Origin of the sequence: Pseudomonas sp. BAY1663 (assembly GCF_000582595.1) — a bacterium.
GTDB classification, from domain to species: domain Bacteria; phylum Pseudomonadota; class Gammaproteobacteria; order Pseudomonadales; family Pseudomonadaceae; genus Stutzerimonas; species Stutzerimonas stutzeri_AF.
The window spans coordinates 1-13,190 of sequence record NZ_AZSV01000105.1; the positions used below are offsets into that span (position 1 = coordinate 1).

Annotated in this window: 7 protein-coding genes and 2 pseudogenes; 5 read left to right on the forward strand and 4 right to left on the reverse strand. The window is 66.8% G+C overall.

Going from position 1 to position 13,190, the window contains the following annotated elements:
* Nucleotides 1-1,161, reverse strand: a 1,161-nt coding sequence (locus tag BAY1663_RS20130) for an alpha-amylase family glycosyl hydrolase (RefSeq protein WP_037044249.1), incomplete at its 3' end; no start/stop codon positions are given.
* A gap of 212 nt (nucleotides 1,162-1,373) precedes the next feature.
* Between BAY1663_RS20130 and gap the strand changes: the two genes are divergently transcribed.
* From gap to BAY1663_RS20150, 4 genes and pseudogenes are all read left to right on the forward strand, one after another.
* Nucleotides 1,374-2,387, forward strand: coding sequence for a type I glyceraldehyde-3-phosphate dehydrogenase (gene gap / locus BAY1663_RS20135; RefSeq protein WP_037044251.1), 1,014 nt, complete (start codon nucleotides 1,374-1,376; stop codon nucleotides 2,385-2,387).
* A 323-nt stretch (nucleotides 2,388-2,710) separates the two neighbouring features.
* Complete coding sequence (locus tag BAY1663_RS20140; RefSeq protein WP_037044253.1) at nucleotides 2,711-3,877, forward strand: iron-containing alcohol dehydrogenase; 1,167 nt, start codon at nucleotides 2,711-2,713, stop codon at nucleotides 3,875-3,877.
* A gap of 4 nt (nucleotides 3,878-3,881) precedes the next feature.
* A complete protein-coding gene (locus BAY1663_RS20145) occupies nucleotides 3,882-5,384 on the forward strand; it encodes a CoA-acylating methylmalonate-semialdehyde dehydrogenase (protein WP_037044255.1) in 1,503 nt (500 codons plus the stop codon).
* Between the two features lie 113 nt (nucleotides 5,385-5,497).
* Nucleotides 5,498-6,282, forward strand: a pseudogene (locus BAY1663_RS20150) (IclR family transcriptional regulator).
* 1 nt (nucleotide 6,283) lies between these two features.
* Here BAY1663_RS20150 and BAY1663_RS20155 read toward each other — a convergent pair.
* Complete coding sequence (locus BAY1663_RS20155) at nucleotides 6,284-6,901, reverse strand: hemolysin III family protein (RefSeq protein ID WP_037044258.1); 618 nt, start codon at nucleotides 6,899-6,901, stop codon at nucleotides 6,284-6,286.
* A gap of 227 nt (nucleotides 6,902-7,128) precedes the next feature.
* The gene (gene rep / locus BAY1663_RS20160) at nucleotides 7,129-9,138 is read right to left on the reverse strand and encodes a DNA helicase Rep (protein ID WP_037044261.1); all 2,010 of its coding nucleotides are present in this window, start codon (nucleotides 9,136-9,138) and stop codon (nucleotides 7,129-7,131) included.
* A gap of 250 nt (nucleotides 9,139-9,388) precedes the next feature.
* On the opposite strand from rep, the gene BAY1663_RS20165 reads away from it, so the two are divergent.
* The gene (locus BAY1663_RS20165; RefSeq protein ID WP_037044263.1) at nucleotides 9,389-11,023 is read left to right on the forward strand and encodes a bifunctional diguanylate cyclase/phosphodiesterase; all 1,635 of its coding nucleotides are present in this window, start codon (nucleotides 9,389-9,391) and stop codon (nucleotides 11,021-11,023) included.
* Between the two features lie 16 nt (nucleotides 11,024-11,039).
* On the opposite strand, the pseudogene betT reads toward BAY1663_RS20165, so the two are convergent.
* A pseudogene (gene betT / locus BAY1663_RS20170) lies at nucleotides 11,040-13,015 on the reverse strand (choline BCCT transporter BetT).
* Nucleotides 13,016-13,190: the final 175 nt, after the last annotated feature.

The following is a 13,190-nucleotide window of genomic DNA, read 5'->3' on the forward strand; positions in this document are numbered from 1 at the left end:
ATGCGGCGGTTCGGCGAGCCAGGGCAGCGGTGCCCGACAGCCGTCGCGGCCGCCGGGGTCGATCTGCTCGTCCGGGGCGATCGCGGCGTCCTCCAGGCCCAGTTCTTCGCCCTGGTAGAGGAACGGCGTGCCGCGCAGGGTCAGCAGCAGGACGGCGGCGGCATGGGCGCTGCGCAGCGAGCCCTGGTAGCGGCTGCGCTGGCGGCGGTTGTCGTGGTTGGACAGCACCCAGGTCGGCCAGGCGCCGGCCGGCTCCAGCAACTGCTCGACGTCGCGGATGCAGGTGCGGAACATCACCGGGTCCCAGGGCGCGTCCAGCGGGGTGAAGTTGAACGACATGTGCAGTTCGTCGCCGGCGCCGTAGTACTGCAGGATGCGTTCGGTCGAGCGGATGTTCACCTCGCCCACCAGCACGCGGTCGCCGGGGTAGCTGTCGACGATCCGGCGGATGCCGCGCAGCACCTCGTGGCTGTAGGGCTGGTCGTTGAAGTTGGCCAGCGGCTCGCCGGCCAGGCAGCGCGGATCGTCGGCGAAGCGCGGATCCTTGCCGGTGCAGTGGATGACGTCGATGCGAAAACCGTCGACGCCGCGCTCGAGCCAGAAGCGCAGCACGCCATGCATCGCCTCGATGACCTCCGGGTTGCGCCAGTTCAGGTCCGGCTGCTGCGGCAGGAACAGGTGCAGGTAGTACTGCTGGGTGTGCTCGTCCCAGGTCCAGGCGCTGCCGGCGTTGAGCTGCGCGCGCCAGTTGTTCGGCTGGTCGCGCCAGATGTACCAGTCGCGCCTGGGGTTGTCTCGCGCGCTGCGCGACTCGAGGAACCAGGGGTGCTGGTCCGACGTATGGTTGGGTACGAAGTCCAGCAGCACACGGATGCCACGGGCATGGGCCTCGGCGATCAGCCGGTCGATATCGGCCAGCGAGCCGAACAGCGGGTCGATGTCGCAGTAGTCGCTGATGTCGTAGCCGGCATCGATCATCGGCGAGCGGAACACCGGCGACAGCCACAGCGCATCGACGCCCAGCCGCTGCAGATGGTCGAGCTGGCGCAGCACGCCCGCGAGGTCGCCGACGCCGTCGCCGTTGCCGTCGGCGAACGAGCGTGGGTAGATCTGGTAGACGGTGGCGCCTTTCCACCACGGCGGCTGGGTTGGTTCGCTCATGCGCGCTTCCTTCTCGGTCCTGGCGGGTCGTGGGCGATACCCCTGTGCAGTTACGACTGACGCGAAGCGCCCAGGTTCGCCATTGCCCGAACCGGGCCGAAGAACCACGGGCGCGCCGCTGTCTTTCAGCGGTCCTGGACGGATAGCATGTGGCGATAACCCGTCTAGCACCTAAGCTAGGCACAGATCGTTCAATTCAACCGGAGACCGTCATGCTGCGTATTGCCATCAATGGGTACGGCCGTATCGGCCGCACCGTCCTGCGCGCGCTGTTCGAACGTGGGCTGGACAACCAGATCCACATCGAGGCCATCAACGACCTCAGCGAGACCGCCACCCTGGCGCACCTGACCCGCTTCGATTCGACCTTCGGGCGTTTCCAGGGCCAGGTTGACGTGCACGATGACATCCTGCAGATCCGCGGGCAGTCGATCCGCCTGCTCTGCGAGCGCGACGCCAGCAGGCTGCCGTGGGGGGAGCTGGGCGTGGACGTGGTGCTGGAGTGCTCGGGCAAGTTCAAGAAGCGCGAACTGGTCGAACAGCACCTGCAGGCCGGGGCCGGGCGGGTCTTCGCCTCGCACCCGCTGGACGGGGCGGACCTGACCGTGGTCTACGGCGTCAACCACGAGCTGCTCGGCAGCCAGCGGGTGGTCTCCAATGCCTCCTGCACCACCAACTGCCTGGCGCCGCTGGCCAAGGTGCTGCACCAGGCGGTCGGCATCCGCCAGGGGCTGCTCAACACCGTGCACTCCTATACCAATGACCAGAGCCTGCTGGACAAGGCCCACCGGGACCTCTATCGCGCCCGCGCCGCGGCGCTGTCGATGATTCCCTCGACCACCGGCGCGGCCAAGGCCATCGGCCTGGTGCTGCCGGAACTGGCCGGGCGCCTGGATGGCCTGTCGGTGCGCGTGCCGACGCCGAACGTCTCGCTGGTGGACCTGACCTTCACCGCCGAGCGCCCACCGGCCAGTGTCGAGGCGGTCAACCAGATGCTGCGCGAAGGCGCACGGCAACTGCCCACCGGCGTCATGGAGTGCAATGAACTGCCGCTGGTCTCCAGCGACTTCAACGGCTATCCGATTTCCTGCGTGGCCGATCTCAACCACACCCGCGTGCAGGGCGACCTGGTCAAGGTGCTGGCCTGGTACGACAACGAGTGGGCCTTCTCCCACCGTATGCTCGACGTGCTGCTGAGCTGGGAGGCGCTGCGTTCGGGCGCTTGAGTGCAACGGTCTGCACGGCTCGCAGGTTGGGCGGGCGCGCAGTTCGTAGGTTGGGTTGAGCGAAGCGAAGCCCAACTTACCCAACCCAACAAGGAGGCACGAGCCAAGGCGGCTCCCTCGCCGGACAAGGATGGCGTTGGGCTTCGGCGCTGCGCGCCGCAACCCCGCCTACGGGTTGCTGCGCATAAATCGAGACGAAAGGTCTCGATTTGCGGTTGACGGCGGCCGTCTATACTTTCTACTCTCCAGAAACGATAGTGAGACAAAAAGTCTCAAAATAATAAAAGCTGCCGCGCCAGGCAGCGCTGCTTGGAGAGTGCCCCATGAGCCATCGCATCGTTCTGCCGCGCCTGATGGAAATCGGCGCCGGCGCCAGCCAGCAGCTCGCCAGCGTGCTGCGCACGCTGGGTTGCAGCCGCCCGCTGATCGTCACCGACCGCATGATGGTCGAGTTGGGCTATGTCGCCCGCCTGAGCGAACAACTGGAGCAGGCCGGCATCGCCAGCCAGTGCTTCGCCGATACCCTGCCCGAACCGACCGCCGCCTCGATCCGCGCCGGGGTGGAGATGGTCCGCGAGGGCGACTTCGACTCCATCGTCGCCCTCGGCGGTGGCAGCCCGATCGACTCGGCCAAGGCCATCGGCATCCTCGGCAAGTTCGGCGGCGAGATGCGCGACTACCGCTTCCCGCGTGACGTCAGCGAGGCCGGCCTGCCGCTGGTCGCCATCCCCACCACCGCCGGCACCGGCTCGGAGGCGACCCGCTTCACCATCATCACCGACGAGACCAGCGACGAGAAAATGCTCTGCGCCGGCCTCGGCTTCATGCCCGTCGCCGCGCTGATCGACTACGAGCTGACCCTCTCGCTGCCGTCGCGGGTCACCGCCGACACCGGCATCGACGCGCTGACCCATGCCATCGAGGCCTACGTCAGCCGCAAGGCCAGCCTCTACAGCGACGCCCAGGCACTCGAAGCCATGCGCCTGCTGGCACCGAACCTGCGCAGCGCCTTCCACGAGCCGAATAATCGTGCCGCGCGCGAGGCGATGATGCTTGGCTCGAACCTCGCCGGGATCGCCTTCTCCAACGCCTCGGTGGCGCTGGTGCACGGCATGAGCCGGCCGATCGGCGCCTTCTTCCACGTGCCGCACGGGCTGTCCAACGCCATGCTGCTGCCGGCGATCACCGCCTTCTCGATTCCCGCCGCGCCCGAGCGCTATGCCGATTGCGCCCGCGCCATGGGCATCGCCGCCGAAGGCGACAGCGTCGAGGCCGCCAACGACAAGTTGCTGGCCGAGCTGCGCGCGCTCAACCAGGAACTGAAGGTGCCGAGCCCCGCGCAGTTCGGCATCGAGCGCGCGCGCTTCTTCGAACTGCGCGAAACCATGGCGCGCCAGGCGCTGGCCTCGGGTTCGCCGGGCAACAACCCACGCGTGCCCACGGAAGCGGAAATCATCGACCTCTACGAAACCGTCTGGAACCAGGAGTGAGACCATGCAGACCCTCGGCAACCTGATCAATAACGAAGCCGTCGCCGGCCGTTCCGGGCGCAGCGCCACCGTCTACAACCCGGCCAGCGGCGAAGCGCGGCTGCAGGTCTCGCTGGCCTCGGCGGAGGAAACCCGCGAGGCCATCGGCGCCGCCCAGGCCGCCTTCGACGGCTGGTCGAAGACCCCGCCGCTGGTGCGTGCGCGGGTGATGTTCCGCTTCAAGGAACTGCTCGAACGCCGCCGCGACGACGTCGCCCGGCTGATCACCAGCGAGCACGGCAAGGTCTTTTCCGACGCCCAGGGCGAAGTCACCCGCGGGCTGGAAGTGGTCGAGTTCGCCTGCGGCATCCCGCACCTGCTCAAGGGCGAGTTCTCCTCCAACGTCGGCCGCGACATCGACTCCAACTCGCTGATGCAGCCGCTGGGCGTCTGCGCCGGCATCACCCCGTTCAACTTCCCGGCGATGGTGCCGCTGTGGATGGTTCCGGTGGCGCTCGCCTGCGGCAACACCTTTGTCCTCAAGCCGTCGGAGAAGGACCCGAGCGCGACCATGCTGATCGGCGAGCTGCTGGCCGAGGCGGGACTGCCGGCCGGCGTGCTGAACATCGTCAACGGCGACAAGGAAGCGGTGGACGTGCTGCTCAGCGACGAGCGCGTGCAGTCGGTGAGCTTCGTCGGCTCGACGCCGATCGCCGAGTACATCTACCGGACCGCCTCGGCCCACGGCAAGCGCTGCCAGGCCCTGGGCGGGGCGAAGAACCATATGGTGGTCATGCCCGACGCCGATCCGCAGCAGGTGGTCAGTTCGCTGATGGGTGCCGCCTACGGCTCGGCCGGCGAGCGTTGCATGGCGATCTCGGTGGCGGTGTGCGTCGGCGACGAGGTGGCCGACAAGCTGGTCGGCATGCTCCGCGACGAGATCGGCCGGATGCGCACCGGCCCGGGCCTGGGCGTCGAGCCCGAACCGCAGATGGGCCCGCTGGTTACCCGCGAGCACCAGCAGAAGGTCCTCGGTTACATCGACCTCGGCGTCGAGGAAGGCGCGACGCTGGTCTGCGACGGTCGCGGCTACAGTGTCCAGGGCTACGAGAGCGGCTTCTACGTCGGCCCGACGCTGTTCGATCACGTCACCCCGCAGATGCGCATCTACCAGGAGGAAATCTTCGGCCCGGTGCTGGCCGTGGTGCGGGTCGCGTCGTTCGACGAGGCGCTGCAGCTGGTCAACGACCACGAGTACGGCAACGGCACCTCGATCTTCACCCGCGACGGCGACACTGCGCGGCAGTACGAGGAGAACGTCAGGGTCGGCATGGTCGGCGTCAACGTGCCGATCCCGGTGCCGATGGCCTTCCACTGCTTCGGCGGCTGGAAGCGTTCGATCTTCGGCCCGCTGAACATGCACGGCCCGGACGGGGTGCGCTTCTTCACCCGGATGAAGACCGTGACCCGGCGCTGGCCCACCGGTATCCGCGCCGGTGCCGAGTTCGCCATGCCGACGATGAAGTAAGCTCGCGCGACACGAGAGCGTAGGGTGGAAAACCGCGCAGCGTTTTCCACCGCTACCCCTGCCTGGCTCCGCCGCCTGCGAGCGGCCTGTCATCCATCGTCATGAGTGAAACCATGCGCAGTACCCGCGAAAAAGGTTCCTCCATCACCCGCGTGCTGGAAATCATCGAGCAGTGGCCGCTGCCAAGGACCCCCTGACGCCGACCGCACTGGCGGAAAGGCTGGATATTCCGAAAGCCAGCGCACATCGCCTGGTGCAAACGCTGGAGAGCGAAGGCTTCCTGCAGTTCGGCCTGCGTGGCGGGCTGCTGCCGGGCGAGCGGCTGCACGCCGCTGCGCTGAACATCCTGCGCAGCAGCCGGCACAAGGCGTTGCGCCAGGCGATCCTGCGCCAGTTGTCCGAGGCCATCGGCGAAACCTGCGGCCTGGCGATTCCGGACGGGCTGGACATGCTCTATTTCGACCGGGTGCAGACCAACTGGCCGCTGCAGATCAACCTGCCGATCGGCAGCCATACACCGCTGTGGTGCACCGCCAGCGGCAAGCTCTACCTCGCCTCGCTGTCCCCCGAGCAGTTGGAGCGGGTGCTGCCGCGCCTGCCGGTCCAGCGCCTGGCGCGCAACACTCTCACCGACCTCAGCGCATTGCGCGACGACCTGGCGCGCATCCGCGAGGAGCAACTGGGCACCGATTCCGAGGAGTTCATCGATGGCATGGTGGCCTGCGCGGTGCCGGTGCGCGATGCACAGGGCGAGTTGCTCGCCTGCCTGTTCAGCCATGCCCCGGTGATCCGCTGCTCGATGGCGCAATTGCTCGAGTTCGTACCGCGCCTGCGCGCCGCTGCCAGCGAACTGGAAGCGGTACTCGGCAGCGCGGCCGCGCTGCAGGAGCAACGCTGAGTCAGATCACGTAGAACAGTATCGCGATGAAGTGCAGCAGGCTGCCGACCATCACGAAGATGTGCCAGACGCCATGCCAGTGGCGAAAGCGCTCATCGTAGACGAAGAACACGATGCCGATGGTGTAGCACAGGCCGCCGCCCAGCAGCCAGGCGAAACCCGCACCGCCCAGCGCGGCGAACAGCGGCCTGACCGCCACCAGCACGATCCAGCCCATCACCGCGTAGATCACCAGCGACAGCACCCGCGCCTCCGAGCGCGGCTTGATCTCCTGCGCCATGCCGATCAGTGCCAGGCCCCAGACGATGCCGAACAGTGTCCAGCCCCAGGCGCCGCTCAGCGTTACCAGGCAGAACGGCGTGTAGCTGCCGGCGATCAGCAGGTAGATCGACAGGTGGTCGAGCTTGCGCATGACCACCTTGGCCCGCCCACGCAGGCTGTGATAGAGCGTGGAGATGCTGTAGAGCAGGATCAGGCTGAGGCCGTAGATCGCCACGCTGACGATCTCCAGCACCGTGCCGTCGAGCGCGGCGAGCACCAGCAGCCAGATGGCGCCCATGCAGGCCAGCACTGCACCGACCAGGTGCGTCCAGGCATTGAAGCGTTCGCCGTGGTACATCGAATCCCTCCCGAACATGCGACCTGCCAAGCATGCCGCGCCTGGGTTACGGGATTCAAACAGACGAATGATGATCGGAGTTCAGGGGAGAGCGATTTCAGGCTTTTTGGCAGTCCTTCGGCCTGCATCGCCCCGAGGTCGGGCCTCCCACAAAAGCAGCATACCTTCGCCAGACTGGTGGGGCGCGCCCTCGCGGCGATGCTTTTCAGGGTTCAGGCGGGATTTCCCTAGCGCTTCAGCATCGCCCGCATCGCCGCCAGCGCGTCGTTGCCGCGCGCGGCCTTGACTTCCACCGGGGCGTCTTCCTGGCCTTCCCACTCCAGGTCTTCGGGCGGCAGTTCGTCGAGGAAGCGGCTGGGCAGGCATTCGATGATCTCGCCGTACTGCTTGCGCTTGGCGGCGAAGGTCATCGCCAGGTTCTGCCGCGCGCGAGTGATGCCGACGTAGGCCAGGCGGCGCTCTTCCTCGATGGTATCGGCCTCGATGCTGGAGCGGTGCGGGAGGATTTCCTCCTCCATGCCGAGGATGAACACGTAGGGGAACTCCAGGCCCTTGGAGGCGTGCAGGGTCATCATCTGCACGCCCTCGGCGCCTTCTTCCTCTTCCTGCTGGCGTTCGAGCATGTCGCGCAGCACCAGCTTGGCGATGGCCTGCTCGATGGTCATGTCGCCGTCCTCGTCCTTCTCCAGGGTGTTCTTCAGGGCGTCGATGAGGAACCAGACGTTGCCCATGCGGAAATCCGCGGCCTTGTCGCTGGAGGTCTGCGAGCGCACCCAGGTCTCGTAGTCGATGTCCATGACCATGCTGCGCAGCGCGGCGATCGGGTCGTTCTGCGCGCATTGCTGGCGCAGGTCGTCCATGTAGCGCTTGAAGCGCGCCAGGCGTTCGGTGAAGCGGGTGTCCAAGTGTTCGCCCAGGCCGATCTCGTCGCAGGCGGCGTACATGCTGATCTTGCGCGCGGTGGCATAGTTGCCGAGCTTCTCCAGGGTGGTGGAGCCGATCTCGCGGCGCGGCACGTTGATCACTCGCAGGAAGGCGTTGTCGTCGTCCGGGTTGACCAGCAGGCGGAAGTAGCTCATCAGGTCCTTGACCTCCTGGCGGGCGAAGAAGCTGGTGCCGCCGGACAGCCGGTAGGGAATCTGGTGGTGCTGCAGCTTCAGCTCGATCAGCTTGGCCTGGTAGTTGCCGCGGTAGAGGATGGCGAAGTCGCTGTAGGGCCGCTGGGTCTTGAGGTGCAGGGTGAGGATTTCCACTGCCACGCGCTCGGCCTCGGCTTCCTCGTTGCGGCAGCGGATCACCCGGATCGGGTCGCCGTGCCCCATTTCGGACCACAGCTGTTTCTCGAAGGCGTGCGGGTTGTTGGCGATCAGCACGTTGGCGCACTTGAGGATGCGGCTGGTGGAGCGGTAGTTCTGCTCGAGCATCACCACCTTCAGCGACGGGAAGTCCTCCTTGAGCTGCATCAGGTTCTCCGGCCGCGCGCCGCGCCAGGCGTAGATCGACTGATCGTCGTCGCCGACCACGGTGAAGTGCGCGCGCTCCTGCACCAGCATCTTGACCAGCAGGTACTGGCTGGCGTTGGTGTCCTGGTATTCGTCGACCAGCATGTAGCGCACCTTGTTGCGCCACTTCTCCAGCACTTCGGGGTGGTCCTGGAACAGCTTCACCGGCTGCAGGATCAGGTCGTCGAAGTCCACCGCGTTGTAGGCCTTGAGGGTGCGCTGGTAGTGCGTGTAGACGATGGCCGCGGTCTGTTCCTTGGGGTTGCGCGCCTCGGCCAGGGCCTGCTCGGGCAGGATCAGGTCGTTCTTCCAGTTGCCGATGTAGTGCTTGATCTCGTCGACGCCATCGTCACCGGCATATTCCTTCTGCATGATGTCGGTCAGCAGTGCCTTGATGTCGCCCTCGTCGAAGATCGAGAAGCCCGGCTTGTAGCCGAGCCTGGCATATTCCTTGCGGATGATGTTCAGGCCCAGGTTGTGGAAGGTCGACACGGTCAGGCCCTTGCCTTCGCCGCCGCGCAGCAGGCTGCCGACGCGTTCCTTCATCTCGCGGGCGGCCTTGTTGGTGAAGGTCACGGCGACGATGTACTGCGCGCGGATGCCGCATTGCTGGATGAGGTAGGCGATCTTGCGGGTGATCACGCTGGTCTTGCCGGAGCCGGCACCGGCGAGCACCAGCATGGGGCCGCCGACGTAATTCACGGCTTCCTGTTGCCGAGGGTTGAGTCGGGACATGTCGTTCAGGTCGTTCGAAGCGGGGGCGGGAGTTTAGCAGGCTGAAGGTTGATGCCGGTCAGTCGCTCATCAATAAGCCACCAATCGTCGCCCGCTGGGCCTTGGCTAATGAAAATAATCCATTAGTCTTGTCGGCGCGCTGCAGGATGCGGGTGTTACCTGGCACAGGGATATGTGGGAATCATGAGGCGAATCGCACGCCTCCAACATATCGACTCGCGGAGGCCGCTTGCCAGCGCCCGTCCAATCCATGTCGCTGTTGCTGCTGACCGAGCGGCCCGAATGGGCCGAGCGGTTGCGCGCCTGCCTGCAGGCCTCGCGCAGCCAGCAGCCGCTGATCGTCGAGCGCGACTGGGAAACGGCCCGCGCGCATCTCGCAGGCCCCTGCCTGCTGCTGGCGACCCCCGCCTGCCAGCCGGCCGCCGGACTTTGCCCATGGCCGCTGATCCTGCTGCTCGACGAGGAACCGCGGGAGGCGCCGGAGGGCGCGGTCGATTGGCTGGTGGCCGACCAGTTGACCCCCGAAGTGCTGCGCCGCTGCCTGCGCTATGTGCGCGAGCGCTGCAATCTGCAGGGCACCCTGCAGCGTCTCGCCGAACAGGATCCGCACACCGGTATCGCCAATCGCCAGGGCTTCCAGGTGCTGCTGCTGGAGGCGCTGGCCGAACATCAGGGCCAGGGGCTGGTGCTCGGCTACCTGGACCTGGACAACTTCCGCCACGTCAACGATGCGCTCGGCCACCGGGCCGGCGACCGGCTGATCCTGCAGGTGGTGGCGCGGCTCAAGGCGCAGCTGGAGGTCGGCGACCTGCTGGCGCGCCTGGGCGGCGACGAATTCGCCCTGCTGCTGGATACCCGCGACGATCCCCTGCGTGCCGAGACGGTCGCCGATCGCCTCGTCGAGGCCCTGGCCGAACCCTACTGGGTCGACGGCGAAAGTCTGATGCTCGGCTGCAGCCTCGGTCTGGCGCGCGCCTCTGCCGGCATCGGTGCCGACCCGCTGCTCTGGCGTGCGCAGATCGCCATGCGCCAGGCCAAGGCCAGCCAGGGCTGCACCTGGTACTTCTACGACGAGCAGGCCAACCGCGGCGCGCGCAGCCTGGTCGATCAGGAAGGCGAGCTGCGCCGGGCGCTGCGCCGCGATGAGCTGGAGCTGCACTACCAGCCGCGGTTGTGCCTGGAGAGCGGGCGTATCGTCGGCATCGAGGCGCTGGTGCGCTGGCGGCATCCCGAGCGCGGCCTGCTGGCGCCGGACGCCTTCGTTCCCATGGCCGAGGAGAGCGGGCTGATCGTGCCGCTGGGCTACTGGGTGATCGCCCGCGCGCTGCGCGACCTGCAAAGCCTGCACGCCCAGGGCGCACAGCTGCTGCACATGGCGATCAACCTGTCGTTCCGCCAGTTCCAGGACAGCCAGTTGCTGCCGACCCTCAACCGGCTGATCGACGAACGGGGCATCGATCCGCACTGGCTGGAATTCGAACTCACCGAAACCGCGGTGATGCGCCGCAGCGAGCAGGTCCAGCAGACCATGCAGGCCCTCGGCCGGCTCGGCGTGCGCTTCTCGCTGGACGACTTCGGCACGGGCTTCTCGTCGTTCGTGCACCTCTCCAGCCTGCCGATCACCCTGCTGAAGGTCGACAAGAGCTTCGTCGCCGGCATGATCGTGCGGCCCGAGAAGCGGCAGCTGGTGCAGGCGATGATCGGCCTGGCGCACAACCTGCAGCTGGAAGTGGTCGCCGAGGGGGTGGAAACCGCCGAGCAACTCGAGCTGCTGCGCCAGTTCGGCGCCCAGCAGGTGCAGGGCTATCTGGTCAGCCGGCCGCTGCCGCTGGCCGGGCTGATCGCCTTCATGAGCGCCGAGCGCCAGGCCGGCCAGGCACACTGAGCGGCCTGGCGCATCTTCAGCGGACCATGTGCAGAAAGTGCATGTGCTTCTCGTACTGGTCGAGGATGTCGCCGATCACGTCGTCACGGCTCCAGCCCATCACGTCGTAGTCCTGCCCGCCTTCCTTGAGGTGCACCTCGGCACGGAAGTACTTGCGCTCCTCGCGCTCGTCGTCCTCGCTGGTGGTGACGACGAAGCTCGGCATCACGTAGGCGCGCGGACGCACCTCGTAGATGAAGTCCGGTTCGCCCTCGTGGCGGATCTCGATGCGCACGCGGCGATCCTCGCCTTCGCTGAGTTCGACACTGTAGCCCTGCTTGCGCATTTCCTCGGCGATCGCCTCGCAGGCCGGACGCACCACCTCGGCGATGAAGCGCACCACATGGGCGCGGCGCGGGAACAGCATCAGGTTGCGCAGGCGCCGCTGCCAGCCGCCGGCACCGCGTGGCGCGCTGGGCGAGATGCTCAGCGCCTGGTAGCGCAGGCCCTGCTTGGTCGCATCCAGGCGCAACGCCTTGAGCAGCCCCCACATCGAGCAGAGCAGGGCGATGGTGAACGGCAGCGCGCTGGCGATGGTGGCGGTCTGCAGCGCGGTGAGGCCGTCGGCCAGCAGCAGCGCGATGGCCACGCCGCCCATCGAGGCCGCCCAGAAGATGCGTTGCCATACCGGCGTGCCCGGATGGCCGCCGGAGGCGAGCATGTCCACCACCAGCGCGCCGGAGTCGGCCGAGGTGACGAAGAACACCACCACCATGATGATGGCGATCAGCGAGATGAGCGCGGAGAACGGGAAGTGCTCGAGGAAGGCGAACAGCGCCAGCGAGCTGTCCTGCTCGATGGCCTCGCCGAGGCTGCTGACGTGTTCCCAGAGGATCATGTGGATCGCGCTGTCGCCGAACACGGTCATCCACAGCAGGGTGAAGGCCGTAGGCACCAGCAGTACGCCGGCGACGAACTCGCGGATCGTGCGGCCACGGGAGATCCGTGCGATGAACAGGCCGACGAAGGGCGACCAGGCCAGCCACCAGCCCAGTAGAACAGCGTCCAGCCGCCGATCCAGTCGTTCGGTTCGTAGGCGTAGAGGTTGAAGGTCTTGTTGACGATATCCGACAGGTAGCTGCCGGTGTTCTGCACGAAGGTCTGTAGGATGAACACCGTGGGGCCGGCGATCAGCACCAGCAGCATCAGCAGGGCCGCCAGCGTCAGGTTCAGCTCGGAGAGGCGCCGCACTCCCTTGTCCAGGCCGCTGACCACCGAGATCGTCGCCAGCAGCGTGGTGGCGATGATCAGGCCGATCTGCACCGGCACCGATACCGGCAGCCCGTACAGGTGGTTGAGCCCGGTGTTGATCTGGGTGACGCCCAGGCCCAGCGAGGTGGCGACGCCGAGCACCGTGCCGATGATCGCGAAGATGTCCACGGCATGCCCGATCGGCCCGTGGATGCGTTCGCCGATCAGCGGGTAGAGCGCCGAACGCAGGGTCAGCGGCAGGCCGTGGCGGTAGGCGAAGTAGGCCAGGATCATCGCCACGATGGCGTAGATCGACCAGGCGTGCAGGCCCCAGTGGAAGAAGGTGATCTTCATGGCATCGCGGGCGGCGAGGACCGTGCCGCCTTCGCCCGTCGGCGGCGAAAGGAAATGCATCACCGGTTCGGCGACGCCGAAGAACATCAGGCCGATGCCCATGCCGGCGGAGAACAGCATGGCGAACCAGGTCAGGGCGCTGTAGTCCGGTTCGCTGTGGTCGGGGCCGAGCTTGATGTCACCGTAGCGGCTGAAGGCCAGCAATACCACCATCAGCAGGATCAGCGCGACGGCGAGGATGTACAGCCAGCTGACGTTGGCGATGATCCAGGCCTGCGCCTCGCTGAACAGCATTTGCGCATGGCTCTGGAAGGCGACGCTGTAGATCACCAGCGCCAGGATGATGAGGGCCGAGCCGTAGAAGACCGGGGCGGTGAAGGTTGAAGACGAAGACTGTTTTGCCTCCATGCTGCGCTCCTTTGTGGGTGTCTGGGGAGTGGCCGCCTGTGGCGAAAGGACAGCAATTTAACACAGACCGCCAAACGGCCCGGCCGACGCCAGGCTCGGCGCCACTGGCCGACACGAGGGCGCTCCGGCGCCGGCCGCGCGCAAGGGCTGCTTCAGGCCTGGCTGCCGGGGCGGT